The organism is Seonamhaeicola sp. ABD4_175, assembly GCF_056160885.1.
In genome coordinates this window covers 1,304,149-1,319,739 of sequence record NZ_JBSWYC010000001.1, presented here as the reverse complement: position 1 = coordinate 1,319,739, position 15,591 = coordinate 1,304,149, and the positions used below count along the sequence as shown (strand labels likewise).

Sequence of the window (15,591 nt, the reverse complement as noted above, 5' to 3'; positions counted from 1 at the left end):
TTATAAAGAAAAGATAATAAAGAAATTAAATATGAAAGCTTATAAATTATTAAGAACAATAGGACTGTTCCTTTTTGTTATCACAATCTCATCTTGTGAAACAAACAACAATTCCTTCTTAGAAGAAAACCCAAATGGATTTTTAGATCCTGATGCCTTACTTACTGATGAAAAAGGCGCAGAAATTTATTTATTTGGTGCCTATGATGCCATACAAAATGTAATGTCTTTTGGTGGGCGAAATGATCTTTTAGAAAACTCACAAGGTTTTGCACAACTATGGGGTATTTTGGCAAATGATTTATCGGTATCTCCTCGTTGGGACGGAAGAAGATTCATCTATTTGCACCAAGTAACACCATCTAATCCACAGATTGAAGCATTATGGAAAGACATGTATAGATCTGTTAACAGAGTCAATAGTGCCGTAGACCGTATTGGTGCCATGACCGAAGATCAAATTGATAATAACGTTAAAAACACATTTGTAGCAGAAGCAAGATTTTTACGTTCAATGCTATATTTTGGACTAGTAGTGGCATGGGAAAATATTCCTTTGAAGAAAAATGAAACAGCAGATTTAAATAATTTAGCAATCGCTCCATCATCACCACAAGAAGTGTATGATTTTATTGTTGAAGATTTACAATATGCAATATCTATTCTTGGAGAAAGTCAAGGAGGAGGAAGAGCAACTAAAGGAGCTGCCCAAGCATTATTAGGGAAAGTATATTTACAAATGTCTGGTTTCCCTCTAAATGAAACTGCTAGATTAACAGATGCTAGAGACGTGTTAAAAGAGGTTATTGATAGTGGGGTTTACGAATTATTTCCTGATTATCATGAGATTTTTCAGTTAGACAATGAGCAGTCTACAGAAATGGTTTTTGCTATAAGTTTTGAAGGTCCTGGATTAGCAAATGGCGGCGCTGTTGGCAGTGCATTTGGGCCTTTAGGACCTCGTGATTTAGGCGGAGGGTTTCCTTCTAGTTTTTTTAATCTAATTTTTATTAACACTTATGACCAAGACGGTGATTGGCGTTTTAAAAATAATGTAGCAAGACACAGATCTAATAGAGCAACACCTGAAGAAGCTTTTACACAAGAAACTACTCCCGGTCAATTAGGTAATCCGCTTTCTTGGAGGCCTTGGAAATGGCATGCCGAAAGCCCTAATGCTTACACTAGTGATACACCATTTGATTTTCCTTATATACGTTATGCAGATGTTTTATTATTGTACGCAGAAGTTCTTAACAATTTAGGTGAATTAACGCAAGCAGATTTAGACATGACAGTAAACGCTATTAGAGCTAGAGCTAGAAGAACTCCAGACGCATTACCTGATATGGTTTTAGGTTCGCACGAAGAAAATGATGCTGAAATACTACATGAAAGAGCCCTTGAATTAGGGTGGGAAGGATGGAGAAGAACAGACTTAACAAGAAGAGGTATTGAGTTTTACAAAAATGCCATTTTTGTAGATCAAAGAGGCGTTAACCCTGGGAATCCACAAGATGATTTTGAAGACCATGAAATACGTTGGCCTATTCCTCAAAGAGAACTTGATTTAAATCCTTTAATGGAACAAAATCCTGGATACTAAAAATAAACACAAAAAGAGTATTTAATAAACTCATTCTATTTTTTAAAATTATAGTTTAAGTTGTGTGTTTAAAATACTTAGAAATAAATTTTTAAAAGAAAGTACATTAGTTCAGTCGTACTTTAATAGTTAGTTTTAATACCTGCTCTAATATTAGAGCAGGTATTTTTTTATATATCAAAACCCAGAAATATAATTTTCTAATTTATCAGAGCGCTCTAAACCTATTTTTTTCCTAATTCTAGATCTAGAAATATGCACGCTATGTGGTTCAATATTTAAAATTCTGGCCATTTCTTTTGTGCCAAAATTAAGCTTAATTAGCGCACAATGTTTACGCTCTGTTACACTTAAATCTGGGTGTTTTGCTTTGAGTTTTTCGTAAAATTGCGAATTAACTTCAGTAAAACGTAAATTAAAAGTGTCCCATAAATCTTTTGAGCCTTTGGTGTATTTATAACTTAATGCTTTATGTGATTGCGGAGATTCCTTCTTTAAAACATTAAGCAACTCTTCAATATCTTTTTCTTTATCAATTAACTGTAGTGCGTAAGATGTTAATTCTTTACTTTTGCCCTCAATTTTAGCTTTACTTTGTTCTACTTTAAGGGTTGCTTCCATTTCGGTTTGTTTTTTTTCTAATAACGTTTTTTTAAGTTTTAAACGCATTTTGTAAATAATAGATAATATGATAATGAGTAAAATAGAGAGTCCTATAATTATTTTTAACCTGAATTTTTCTTGTTTATTTTTTGCTATAATTAACTCTTGCTGTGCTAATTGTTCATTTTTTTTATAGATAGATTCTAGGTAGCTGTCTTTAATTTCAAATAATTCGCCGTTAGTTTTATTTCTAAGTTGCAGCATGCTATCTGCAGCTTTATGCGATTGTTCTAAATAATTATAAGCTTTTATATTTTTGTTTTTTTTATAATAAATTTCAGAAAGTTTATATAAAATTTCAGGTTTTAAATCTACTCTATAACTTTTTTTATTAATGTAATTTAAACCTCTTTTAAAGTAAAAAAAGGCACTGTCTGTTTGGTTTAAAGCTACTTTTAATTCACCTAAATACATTGCTATATTGGTTTTATAATCTACAGGCTTGTCATGTGTATGCTTGTTTGCAGAATGTAAGTACTTATTAGCAGCTTTGTAATTGTTTAACTTTACTAAAATATAGCCTCGTTCTGCATCCATAAAAGGCATTTCAACTTGTTTGCGTTCAATCACCTTTTCATTTACAAGACAAGAGTCTAAATACTTTAAAGCCACTTTAAAGTTTCCTGACTTTCGCTCCTTTACTGCTAAATTCATATAGCTTGAAATTAAAGGGCCTACTTTTTCATTATCCTGAAAGTAAAGTTCTTTTGCAATCTTTAAAGCTTCTTTTACATGCGCAAACACCTCATCATTCATACTAAACATATCATACAATCGTGCTAATTTAATATGCGCTTCTGCGCGCAATTCCTTTTTTTGAGCTTTATCTGCTAAATACAACCCTTCCCAAGCATAATCAAAAGCCATACTATATTTTCCTCTAATCATACGCATTTCAGACATGTGCATGAGGCACTTAATTACCATAGTAGTATCATGCTTAGTCTCAAAATATGATTGGCTTTTCTTTAAAACTTGATAGGATTTATAAGGAAACGTTTTATGCTGCCAAACAGCTTTTTTAATTTGATTTGTATAATATAATGTGGAATCTGGTATAACATATTCATTTATATTATTTGCAGATAAACCAACAACACTTAGTACTGATAATGTAAATAAAATCCTGTTTTTCAATGAATTAATTAGTTTTTAGTGGTGGATTGCTAAAATATTTAAAATACTATTATTTAAGATAAAATAGAAACAAAAAATAGATACTATATAACTTTTATATAGTTTTATTATTAGAAGTAGACAAACTCTTTATATATTTTTGAGTACACCAAACTAAACTACAATGCTTCAAAAATTGTTATTAATTTTTTCATTTTCATTTCTTTTTATTTATTCAGTAATAGCTCAAAAACAAGATAGGCCTAATGTAATATTAATTTTAACTGATGACCAAGGTATAGGTGATATTGGATGCCATGGGAATCCATGGATTCAAACTCCAAATTTAGACAAGTTCTACAAAGGTTCGGTTAGAATGACCGATTTTCATGTAAGCTCCGTTTGCACACCCACGCGTGGAGCAATAATGACCGGTAGATACCCCATAAATAATGGCGCATGGGCAACTTACAAAGGAAGAGATGCTCTATCCGGTAATGCCACAACAATGGCCGATATCTTTAAAGCCAATGGTTATGTAACGGGTTTATTTGGTAAATGGCATTTAGGCGATAACTACCCTGTGAGGCCAACAGACTCTGGCTTTGATGTTGCTATTCATCATAAAGCGGGTGGTGTTGGAGAACTTTCAGACCACTGGGGAAACACGTATTTTGATGATGTATATTACGTTAATAACAAACCTCAACAATTCAAAGGGTATTGCACAGACGTTTGGTTTGAAGAAACTATTAAATTCATACAAAACAATAAGGATAAACCATTCTTTATATATCTACCCACTAATGCACCACATGGACCACATTACGTGGAAGAAAAATATGCCAACCCATATAAACCTTTAGTGGGAACGGAAATTATGAATGCCGAATTCTACGGTATGATTACCAATATTGATGAAAATTTCGGAAAACTGGAAAAATTCCTTAAAAAATCGAAACTAGCCGACAACACTATCTTAATTTTTATGACCGATAACGGTACTCATTATGGATACAGCGCCAATGGCAAATTAGGTTATAACCATGGTTTTAGAGGCAGAAAAGGAGGTAAACAAGAAGGCAGTCACCGAGTGCCATTTTTTATTCGATGGAAAGATGGTAAAATTTCTGGAGGAAAAGATATTCATGCTGAAACGGCCCATGTAGATCTTATTCCAACTTTAGCTTCACTTTGCAATATTGCTATTCCGAAGGAAAAAAAGTTAGATGGTATTGACTTTTCTGAATTACTAACAAAAAAGAAGAAAACGCTCGAAGAGAGAAGCATTTTTGTTCACAATCGTCAAGATTGGCGCCCACCAACCGATGTTGATAAAACCTGCATTATTAAAGATGACTGGCGCTTAATTGATGGTAAAAAACTTTACAATATTGAAAAAGACCGTATGCAAGAAAACGATTTGTCTGCTAAATATCCTGAAGTTGTAAAAGCCATGTTAGAAGAAAATGCTCAATTCTTAAAAGTATCAAAAACCAACCCAGAATATTCTGAGTTTCCTGTGAGCATTGTTGGAAACAAAACTCAAAAAGAAATTACACTAACCATACAACATGCCATTGGAGAAAGCGCAGGTATTTGGAAGGCAGAACATGTAGCTGCAGGTAAAAAAAGCTTAAACAATACACATGCCCTTGAAATTGATAAAGAAGGCGCGTATAAAATTGAATGTAGACGTTGGCCTAAAGAATGCCCTGGAACTATTTGGGGCATACCTGAGAACAATCCAAAAAACTTCTACACCTATGAAACTATAAAGCCACAAAAAGTGCGCATAAGTATTGCAAATCAAATTCACGAAAAAGAAATTAAAACTGAAGATGAAGCAGTAGTATTTACTGTAAATCTTCCTAAAGGAAAAACTCTATTAGTGAATGATTTTATAGAAGGTAACAAGAAGTATGGTGTTTATTACACATACATAACTCCAATTAGTAATAAAAGATGAAACAAAAAATTTTATTAATCATAAGCGCATTAATTCTAGTTGCGTGTCAACAAAGCGCAGAAGAAACAAAGACGACTGAGCAACCTGAAAACCAAGGAGGGTTTCCTTTTGTACTTCCAGATGAAAAACCAAACCGCCAAATGAGTGCCGCAATGGAGCGTATTTATACCGATTATGCTACACCACAACCTCAAAACAACGAGCTTTTTAGTCAGTTTAAATACACAGAAATGAAAGGTTTCGATTATAATGATTATGACGGTACGATATCACGAAGAGACCCTTCAAAAGTGTTACTCCACAACGGAAAATATTATATTTGGTACACTTATAGAAATACACCTACACCGCCACAAGGTGCTGCAAAAAGTAACGATACCATTCCATCATCAGATTGGGATTTAGCAGATATTTGGTACGCTACCTCAACAGACGGTTTTAATTGGGAAGAACAAGGCGTTGCTATAAAACGTCCAGAAAAACCAGCAGTAGGTTGGCGTTCGGTTACAACAACCGATATTTTAGAGTGGGAAGGTAAATTCTATTTATACTATCAAGGCTTTATGGAAGCTAGCGGAAAACGTGGTGACGATTGTCCTGTTGCTGTATCTTGTGCAGATTCTCCTGAAGGGCCTTGGACACCTTATAACAAAATTGTAATTCCAAATGGTGCCGAAGGTGAATGGGACCAATATTCTATTCATGACCCCTATCCACTTGTTCATAATGGTAAAGTTTATATTTATTACAAATCAGATTTTGGTGAAAGACCAGATTTGGTTAGAATGCAGGGTTTAGCAATTGCAGACAACCCTCTTGGACCGTTTAAAAAGCATCCGTTAAACCCATTGATTACCTCAGGGCATGAAACCTCCTTATTTCCATTTAAAGAAGGCGTAGCAGCTTTGGTTTATAAAGACGGACCAGAGCATAATACCATCCAATATGCAAAGGATTGGGTAAACTTTGAAATTGCTTCTATTACGGAGTTAATGCCTTACGCCGCAGCACCTTATGTTCCAGATGCATTTACTAACACTAAAGATGGTCGTGGCATCACTTGGGGAACAGCTCATTTTATAAACGCAACAGGGAATTGGAACAAGTTCTGTTCTAAATTAGTGCGTTTTGACTGTGATTTAAGTAGAGATGTGCACGATCCTGAAATGAAAGAACACCGTGTTAAACACAAGCCTGATGTTTATTATCGTCAAGCGTTGAGCAAAGAACAAAAAGAACGCATTGCTAAACAAAATGAAGCTTTAACATTCCAAGATTAAAACAATAAAAGGATAATTTCAAACTAGAAATTATCCTTTATTTTTTTCTTTCTACCCATATTAAAAATTCCAATTTTTAAACCAACGCCAATTGAGAAGCCATTAATGTTTCCTTTTTTGTAAAGTGGTTGTTCATAATCACTAGTAAAACGGTATCTAAAACCTGTTTCTAACTGCGTGTATCTTGAAAAATTATATAAAATATTAATACCAGGTTCTACAATAAAAAAGGCATCAAAATCCTCATCTTTAAAGGTTTCATCTACGCCATCATAATCTTCAGAAAAATTATTTCCAAAATAACCAACAGCTCCACCACCAACTAGCACAGGAAAAGATACACTAATAAACCTTCGGCCAAATAAAATAGGCTCTAAATGTAAACCACCATAGGCGCCAACCATGGCAATTTTATCACCGTTAAATAAATCTGGTCTGTCATTGTCTTGTTCATTAAAAAAAATGGTACCACCAAAACCAACCTCTATTTTTCGGTTAGCAACATAGGCTAATTTAATATTACCAAAAGCGGTATCTCTATTGTCAATTTGCCCATAATGCAGGTTGAAACCAAGATACACACCGTGCACCACATTTTTCCTATCATCAAACTCAATATAATTTTTTTGAGATTTCTTTTGAGAAAAAGCCGGCGAAATAGCTATAATTAAAACTAAAAACGTAATTATTCTGTTCATTTTTTGATTGATTTTTTAAAGTTCTTTTAAAATAACAATGCCTTTATAACCAGCTATATCTATAGTGCCTTGTTGGGCATTTTTATAGCTTGCTTTAACATGTCTTATTTTATTTTTTTCATCTAAAACTTTGCTTGTTATGTTGGTCATTGTTTTAGGAATTCTTAAAACTCCTTGTTCTAATTTAGCATTAAAATGAAAGTTTGTTTGTGCTATGTTTATGTAAACTTCGGAGGTATTTTGGTTTAAAACAATTACAGGGTTTTCAGTACATTTAAGCACTCTAAGCTCAGCTAAATGAAGCTCTAAATTGGCTTTAGTAATTAATTTGTTTAATGATACTGTGGCATATTTTACATTGCCAAAAATGGTGTTTAGTTCTTGTATTTCAACAGTATCTTTATCTGAATTCAATTCTAAAATATTAACACTATCTAAAAGTATTTGAGACCCATTAGAGTTTAATTTTAAGTTGTTTACGTTTGCAATTGAAACTGTGGCGTCTTTTGAATTTACTGTTGCATTGCCAATGCTACTGGTTTTTAATTTACCGTATTTTATAGCAATGTTTGCATTTTCAATAGCATCGGTAATTCTTAAATCGCCATGTTCAACATCGGCTTTTAATGTTCCGTTCCAATTGGTAATTACAACATCGCCGTATTTATTAAAAACTTCAATTTCGGCGTGTTTTGGCATATAAATTTTATAATTAATGTTGGTGTTTGTTTTTTCGGCATTAAAAACATCTACTTTTTTTATGTATTTGTTGAAAAAACCCAATTCGCGTTCAGAAATATGTGATTTTACCATTACTACATTTCCTGAGGTTTCAATTTCTGGGTTAATACGCTTAAGTAATTCTTTGGCTTTATCTAGGTTTCTACCTTTGGTTTCAATTTCAACAGTAATTTCAATAGTTTGTTTGTTCCAACCATCTATAAAAACATCGCCATATTTATTTTCAATATAAAGTTGCCCATTGTTAGTTAATGCGGTTGTTTTTTTAATTTCTTTGCTTACTTTATTTTGCCCAAAAACCACGCATGTTGTTAACACCAAAAGGGCATTAATTATATTTTTATAACGTAATTGCTTCATTGTCTTGGGTATTATTTATGTGTGGATATGATCTGTTTAACAAATCTTCCATGAGTTTAATTTTCTTTCTGTAATTATTAATAATAGCTTCAATAATTTTTTGGTTATTTATGCCTAGTTTAAGTTCTTTTTTTAGTGTGTTGTACTCTTCATCTAAATCATCAATAAGCGTTAAAAAGTTATTTCTATCATTTTCAGAGAGGTAACTGTTATTTTTAATGAGTTCTATTTGATTGTTTACTAAAAGTTTATAATGATTATCAATATCGGTTAATTCTTGGTTGGCAAAACTATTGTTATTATTAGAGTTTGAAGGTTTCATAAAAAACAAGGTGCAGCCTATTAAAAGCACAATACAGGCAGCAACCCTAAATACTGGTTTTTTCCAGAGCGGAATAACTTTAGGTGCTGGTTTTTCAACTTCAGAAATAATGTTGCTCCAAAGCCTTAATTTATCGCTCTCATCTATACTGTGAACATCAAATTTAGGTTTGTGATGTTTAACGTATTTTTCAAATTCATCTCTCATATGTCCTGCATAATTTCTGTTAATTTCTTTTTTGCTCTGTGATACTGTGATTTTGATGTGGATACGTTAATGCCCAATATTTCACCAATTTCAACATGATCATAGCCTTCAATTAAATATAAATTAATTATGGTTTGATAGCCTTGTGGTAAAGACTCAATACCACGCTTAATTTTATTAATATCTAAATCTATATTTTGGTTGTTTTCTTCAGTATTACTTTGAATCCAGTAATCATTGTCTTCAATAGTAATTAACGGCAATTTTTTTACCTTTAAATGGTTAATACTTCTGTTAATTACTATACGTTTTAACCATGAACCAAACGTACTTTCATACCTAAAACTTTCTAGTTTTTTAAAGGCTTCAATAAAACTTTCTTGAAGCACATCTTCTGCATCTTCTCTAACCTTTACCATACGCATACACACATTAAACATAGCATCTACATACAATGCGTATAGCTTATATTGTGTTTTAGTATCTCCTTGTTTACTGCGTTCAATGAGATCTTTATGTGTAAATACTATGGCGTTACTCACTGTAAAGTTGTAATGGCTAGCTCGATTATCGAGGGTTATTCAAGTTTTGGTTTTTTTATATAGACAAGCTAAAATTAAAAGGGTTGCACGAGATAGAAAAATTAATTTTAATTGGCATTAATTAATACGCCATCACTATTAGTTTGTACATTTAATGTTGGAGTACCTTTATAATATACCGATGCATCGCTACTTACAGAGCCATTTAAGGTATTTAAACAGGTAATTGACACACTGGCATCTGATGAACAGGCAACGTTGCAATTTTGGGCTTTAAAATTAAAAGCCTCTACTCTAGCATCACTACTTGCCTTTATATTCAAATTATTAGAAGATCCTGAAAGTAATAAATTAGCATCACTAGATACAGTTGCACTAAAAGCATCCATGTTTTCGAAACCTGAAATGTTTCCAAATGCATCTGATGATAAAGTAACTTTTGTAATTTCGGGTATAGTGACATCTACCCGTAATTCTCTAAGTTTTCTTACCGACTTATTCAAATTTATATACAAAACATCATTCTTTACGGTGGTGGTTAAATGTTCCTGAAGGTTATGGCTAGTGGTAACTTCAACTTGATGGTTATCTCCTTTTTTAACAACTACTTCAACATCATTTGAAACTTTTATTGCATTAAACGTTGCCACTATTCTTTCTTCTGAAATGATATCTGAAGATGCTTTAATAGTGTCTATGGAACAAGATGAAAGGACTAATGCGAAAGCACTTAGTAAATAAAAAAAGTGAATTGTTTTCATGATTGTGATGTTTTTGATTGATGATTTAGTTTGATTATGTTGAAGTTGCAAAGACCTGATGTCATTCTGAGCATAGCGAAGAATCTTAATTTGAGAAATGTAGACTCTTAGATCTTTTCCTCCTTCTAAAGGATATTTGTTTCTTATAACATTGGTGTATTAAGGGTAAACGATACACTGGTTTTCAACCAACCAGTGCGTATCAAAAAGCTCTTAATAAAAACTATTAACCAGTGTATCTTAATTTTTAACTACCCAACTAATCTTAATTTATTGAAACGTATATGTTACCGTATCAAATTCTGATAGTCTGAAATACCCAAACGGTGTATTTTTAGGGTTTGTTGTGTTTATGCAATTACCCTTTAGTTTTCCTGGAATTGTACTAAACGGATCGCCGGCACTATCATACTGTTCAATTAGTAAACTTGCATAGTAATCAAACTGTTTTGATACGCCATATAAGCTAATTTCTACCACATCACCTGGGTTAAATTCTTCAAACTCATCATCATCATCACGTTCTTTTTCAAAAAATTCATCTAATTCATTACCATTAACAAATTCATCTGGAAAATCTTCAAAAGTAGCTACCACATCACCTTGTTCATAAAACACTAAAAGATAGTAGTTTTCTTCGTCTTCTGGGTCATCCCAAAATATTGAAACATCAAGTACTTCATCATCAAAACCACCTTCTAAAGACTGCTCTACCCTTTTTATTGGTGAAACAGATATCATAGTTTCTGTGGCTGTATATGTTTCATTATTATATATTACTTCTAAACTATAAGTGTCTCCAATAATTGGTTGAAAATTATCTATGGAATAATTACCGTTGTTTTCATTTATAAAATTATAAACCTGACCACTATTTACATTGGTTACAGTTACCACTGCATTAGTTACTGCACTGTTTCTTGTATTTTCAAAATACGGTGTAGATGTGCTTAATTTTATTGTTTGGTTACTGCCTGTGGTGCCTTTTTGCCAATCTAAAGACGCCTCAATAACCAGTTTTGGGTCCGATGTTGGTACGGTTACATCAATAACATCTTCACAAGAAGTTAATATGATGCATACTAGAATTATAGCTGATTTTATATACTTATACATGATTTAAAATTTGAAGTTATAAGAAATTGAAGGAATGATGCCGAAAATTGATAGCCTATTAGCTTCATTTACACCGGTATCTTGATTTTGAAGGAATGAAATTGATGCAGCATTTCTGCGGTTGTACACGTTGTAAATACCAAAAACCCATTCGCCTTGAAGTTTTCTATTTAAATTTTTCTTGGACTTGTATGTTGCCGAAACGTCTAGCCTGTGGTAAGCTGGTAATCTGCTTTCATTTCTGTTACCAAAACTAGCTATAGACAAACCTTCGTATTCGTACTGTGCATTGGGGTAAGTAACTGGTCTTCCTGTTTGAAACACAGCGTTTGCACTAAAACTCCATCTATCATTAAGCTTATAAATACCTGTAACAGACACATCGTGTGTTCTATCATAAGGTGTGTTGTACCATTCACCTTCATTAATACCTGGGCCACCGGCTTTTCCGCCTAAAGTACGTTGCTCAGATTTTGATAAAGTATAGGCCAACCAACCTGTTAATTTGCCCGTGTTTTTTCTTAATAAAAATTCTAAGCCGTAGGCTCTGGCTTCGCCATTTAAAATTTCAGTTTCTATGTTATTGTTTCCTATTAAACTTGAACCATCAATGTAATCTATTCTATTATCTGTGGTTTTAAAATAGGTTTCAAGCTCTAAAGTATATTTTTGATTATTAAAATTTTTGTAATACCCTAAAGCATATTGGTTAGACAGTTGTGGTTTTATAAATTTTCCACTGGGTGTCCAAACATCAACTGGTGTTACCGATGTGGTGTTAGATAACAAGTGCAAATATTGTGCAGACCTTGTGTAACTTGCTTTTATAGATGATGCCTGATTTAATTGATACGAAAGCCCTAACCTTGGCTCTAAGTTGTTGTATGTTTTAATGCTTTCGGTTTTCTTAAAATCTGTTTCATCAATAGCTTCACCCGCTTCATAAATATCAAACTGACTATTGTAAACTACTGGTAAATTGTTTGAATAATTTGTCATGGGTTGGCCACCCAAACGGCTAAATCTACTTAACCTAAGTCCGTACTGAGCTGTTAACTTATCAGAAATTTTATGTTCAGCGCTTATATAAGCACCGCTTTCTAAAGCACGTTTTTCATCAAGTTTTAAAGGGTTTACTGGAGATGATGCCGATGTTGGTTTAACCTCACCCGGATTTAAGTTATAATAAATACTACTTAACCCAAAATCTAGTTTTACATTATTGTTTAAATAATATTTAAAATCGTATTTAAGGTTATAGTTTACTATATCTGCAACCCAATCTAATTCTACAAAATCGAGCACAATTTGGTAATCATATTTACTGTAAATAAGTGATAAATTTGAGAATAGTTTATCATTGAAAATATGGTTCCAACGTAGGTTTCCAGAGGCATTTCCGTAATTATTTTTAATAATGTTATTAATATCAAAAACATCACGCCCAAAATAACCCGATAGGTAAATTTTGTTGTTTTTATTAATGCTATAATTGGTTTTTAGGTTTAAATCGTAAAACGAAATTTTATCGTCTTTAAACTCTTCCATACCTTTCATAAATAAGTGTGCGTATGAACTACGGCCCGCAATTAAAAAAGACCCTTTATTTGAAAAAAGTGGAGCCTCTGCAGTTAGCCTACTTGAAATTAAACCAATACCGCCTGTTAAGGCAAATTGCTTGCTATTACCGTCTTTTTGGTGTACATCTAGTACAGATGATACCCTGCCGCCAAAATTGGCTGGTATATCGCCTTTATACAGCTTAATATCTTTAATAGCATCATTATTAAATACTGAGAAAAAGCCAAAAAAGTGCGAGGTATTGTAAATAATAGCTTCATCTAACAACACTAAATTTTGATCTACCGCGCCACCACGTACGTTAAAACCTGGGCTTCCTTCGCCATTATTAGTAACACCTGGTAGCATTTGGATGGATTTTATAACATCAACTTCGCCTAAAACTGCTGGCATTTGTTTAATGGTAGAGGCTTTGAGTTTAGATACGCTCATTTGCGGCTTTTTAATACTGATGCGCTCAGGTTCATCGGCAGTAATTACAACTTCATCTAGCGATTCTGAAAGTTCTTGTAATTCAAAATTAAATTCTAAATTCTCATTTAAGTTAATGCTTTTGGTAATTTCTTTATAGCCCATGTAAGACACAACCAAGATGTAATTACCTTTTACGGCAGTAAGCGAATAAAAACCATAATTATTGGTAATTGCACCATTGGTTGTTCCTTTTAAAAATACGGTGGCTCCCATAAGGGTTTCTCCGTTTTTGGCATCTTTAACCTTGCCCCTAACCGTAAAATTTTGGGCGGCTAATACCAATGAAAATAATAGGCAAAAGCCTAAAAGTGATTGTTTCATTCTGTTCGTTTTTTAATTTGTGATTGATTGACGCTATTAATAGACAACCTAAATTATTAAAGGTTGCATTTACTACATTATTTTATTTAGAAACATTCATTTTATGGCATAAAAAAACCCTGAAAAGTAATTTCTCAGGGTTAATAAACTGATTAACAGTGTTTTATTTATTTTTTATATGCAGCATTTAAAGCTTCTAAAACTGTTTTAGTTAAATCGGTTTCTTCTTTACCGTAAAGTACTGATGAAGCACCATCACTGGTACCTAAAATAAAGTTGTAGCCGTTTTTCTTTCCGTAGTCTTTTACAAAATCTTTTACTTCAACAATTAAAGTATCAATTTCATTTTGGAAAGCTTGTGTTAACTGTTGCGCTTCAGCCTGTTTTTGCTGATCGTTAATTTGTTTTTGCTGACCTAATTCTTGGTAACGTTCTTGCGCTTTAGATTGCGACATTTTATTTGCTGCTAATTGAAACTTTTGAACTTCCAATTGAAACGCTTTGTCAATACTATCATATTTTTGAGCGAAGGCTTTTTCTTTAGTTTGAAATTTTGCTTCAATATCTTTTTTAGCTTGATAATCGTTAATAACAGTTCCGTTATCAATGTATCCAATTTTTTGTTGCTGGCATGATGTAAAAACAAAAGCCGCTAATAAAACGTAAAATATTTGCTTCATTTTAATTTTAATTATTTTGAAGCAAATGTAAAAAAGAAAAGGATATAGAAATGAAAATTAACTTCAATTTCATTGTATAAGTAAAAATTATTGAAATTATAAATATAAATAACTAATACTTATTAAAAAAGACTGCAAATAAAGCGTTTTAAGCTACTTTAAAAAAACACCAACCCAAATACTTGTTTAAATTAAAAAAGAGCTCAAAAACCGTATTTAAATAAGAATTAACTATTTTTTATCACATAAATTAGTGATGATGCTTCTTTTGAAGCTATCGCTTTCATGTTTGAGACAAAACCATTGTAAAAAGCTTTAATAAAATTCATTTTACCGGTTTTATATTTTTCAGACAAAAGACTTACATAAAAAGCATCAAACCACATTGGTTTAATTTTTTTAATTTTCAAGGAAGTTTTTGAAAATAATTTAGATAAAGAATTTTTATTAAAATGCCAAAGATGCCTAGGAACATCATAAGCCGCCCAAAATTCTTTGTAATGTTGTGCATCATAACTTTTATAGTTTGGTACAGCAATTATTAATGTTCCGTGTGGTTTTAGTAATTTTTTTAAAATTTTAACGTGTTCTTCTAAATTTGGCAAATGTTCTAAAACATGCCAAAGTGTTATAACATCAAAACTCTGTGATTTAAATTCTGAAAGCTTTTCTGTGTTAAAAACTGAGTTGTTTGTTTTTTTATTTGCAATGCCCCTAGCCTCATTGTTTGGTTCAATACCAGAAACTAACCAATTATTATTTTTAGCGGTTAAAAGAAAATCACCTGTACCACAACCAATATCTAACAAACTTTTTTCCTCTGGGCTTTTAGCAACAAAAGCATTAATAAGTTTTAGCTTTTTGTTTAAAGTAAAACGTCTAACTAAATGGTATACTTTCTCAAAAAGATTACGTTTTGTATCTGTATGCGAAATATAATCTTCGCTTTTATAATATGCTGGTAATTTTTCTTCAGAAGGTTTTGGGTGAGTTTCTAAAAAACCATATTCAGAATTTTCTATTAATTCAAATATTTCTCCTGAAACAGAATAATCTTTAACTTTTATATACGCTTTTTTACTTGCCACTTTTAATTTTGTGTTTAATAGTTTTCTATTAAAAAATATATTTATTTATAAGAAAATAATTTTGTT

At 32.2% G+C, this 15,591-nt stretch carries 13 protein-coding genes; 3 read left to right on the top strand and 10 right to left on the bottom strand.

Annotation, left to right across the window (positions count from 1 at the left end; translation table 11 throughout):
• The first annotated feature begins 31 nt into the window (after positions 1–31).
• Complete coding sequence (locus tag ACXAG4_RS05330) at positions 32–1,606, top strand: RagB/SusD family nutrient uptake outer membrane protein (RefSeq protein ID WP_475295035.1); 1,575 nt, start codon at positions 32–34, stop codon at positions 1,604–1,606.
• Between the two features lie 177 nt (positions 1,607–1,783).
• Here the strand turns inward: ACXAG4_RS05330 and ACXAG4_RS05325 are convergent, their stop codons facing one another.
• On the bottom strand, positions 1,784–3,406 hold the full coding sequence (locus tag ACXAG4_RS05325) for a tetratricopeptide repeat protein (protein ID WP_475295034.1): 1,623 nt from the start codon (positions 3,404–3,406) through the stop codon (positions 1,784–1,786).
• 163 nt (positions 3,407–3,569) lie between these two features.
• Here ACXAG4_RS05325 and ACXAG4_RS05320 point away from each other — a divergent pair, with 163 nt between their 5' ends.
• Both ACXAG4_RS05320 and ACXAG4_RS05315 read left to right on the top strand, forming a co-directional pair.
• Positions 3,570–5,354, top strand: coding sequence for an arylsulfatase (locus ACXAG4_RS05320; protein WP_475295033.1), 1,785 nt, complete (start codon positions 3,570–3,572; stop codon positions 5,352–5,354).
• Positions 5,351–6,634 (top strand): glycoside hydrolase family 117 protein, encoded by a 1,284-nt coding sequence (locus ACXAG4_RS05315; protein ID WP_475295032.1) that lies wholly within the window; start codon positions 5,351–5,353, stop codon positions 6,632–6,634. The genes ACXAG4_RS05320 and ACXAG4_RS05315 overlap by 4 nt, the downstream gene beginning before the upstream one ends.
• Before the next feature lie 23 nt (positions 6,635–6,657).
• Here ACXAG4_RS05315 and ACXAG4_RS05310 read toward each other — a convergent pair whose 3' ends face one another.
• The 9 genes from ACXAG4_RS05310 to ACXAG4_RS05270 all read right to left on the bottom strand — a co-directional run bounded on the left by ACXAG4_RS05310 (position 6,658) and on the right by ACXAG4_RS05270 (position 15,525).
• Positions 6,658–7,332: a hypothetical protein gene (locus ACXAG4_RS05310; protein WP_475295031.1), complete on the bottom strand. Its 675-nt coding sequence runs from the start codon at positions 7,330–7,332 to the stop codon at positions 6,658–6,660.
• Positions 7,333–7,347: 15 nt separating this feature from the next.
• A complete protein-coding gene (locus ACXAG4_RS05305; protein WP_475295030.1) occupies positions 7,348–8,433 on the bottom strand; it encodes a hypothetical protein in 1,086 nt (361 codons plus the stop codon).
• The gene (locus ACXAG4_RS05300; protein ID WP_475295029.1) at positions 8,414–8,962 is read right to left on the bottom strand and encodes a hypothetical protein; all 549 of its coding nucleotides are present in this window, start codon (positions 8,960–8,962) and stop codon (positions 8,414–8,416) included. Before ACXAG4_RS05300 ends, ACXAG4_RS05305 begins: the two co-directional genes overlap by 20 nt.
• On the bottom strand, positions 8,959–9,504 hold the full coding sequence (locus ACXAG4_RS05295) for an RNA polymerase sigma factor (RefSeq protein ID WP_475295028.1): 546 nt from the start codon (positions 9,502–9,504) through the stop codon (positions 8,959–8,961). The genes ACXAG4_RS05300 and ACXAG4_RS05295 overlap by 4 nt, the downstream gene beginning before the upstream one ends.
• Positions 9,505–9,611: 107 nt before the next feature.
• Positions 9,612–10,265, bottom strand: a complete 654-nt coding sequence (locus ACXAG4_RS05290; RefSeq protein WP_475295027.1) for a head GIN domain-containing protein — start codon at positions 10,263–10,265, stop codon at positions 9,612–9,614.
• A 270-nt stretch (positions 10,266–10,535) separates the two neighbouring features.
• Positions 10,536–11,381, bottom strand: coding sequence for a DUF4249 domain-containing protein (locus ACXAG4_RS05285; protein WP_475295026.1), 846 nt, complete (start codon positions 11,379–11,381; stop codon positions 10,536–10,538).
• Between the two features lie 3 nt (positions 11,382–11,384).
• On the bottom strand, positions 11,385–13,757 hold the full coding sequence (locus ACXAG4_RS05280; protein ID WP_475295025.1) for a TonB-dependent receptor: 2,373 nt from the start codon (positions 13,755–13,757) through the stop codon (positions 11,385–11,387).
• A 167-nt stretch (positions 13,758–13,924) separates the two neighbouring features.
• Complete coding sequence (locus ACXAG4_RS05275) at positions 13,925–14,437, bottom strand: OmpH/Skp family outer membrane protein (protein WP_475295024.1); 513 nt, start codon at positions 14,435–14,437, stop codon at positions 13,925–13,927.
• A gap of 227 nt (positions 14,438–14,664) precedes the next feature.
• Positions 14,665–15,525, bottom strand: coding sequence for a class I SAM-dependent methyltransferase (locus tag ACXAG4_RS05270; protein WP_475295023.1), 861 nt, complete (start codon positions 15,523–15,525; stop codon positions 14,665–14,667).
• Positions 15,526–15,591 lie beyond the last annotated feature (66 nt).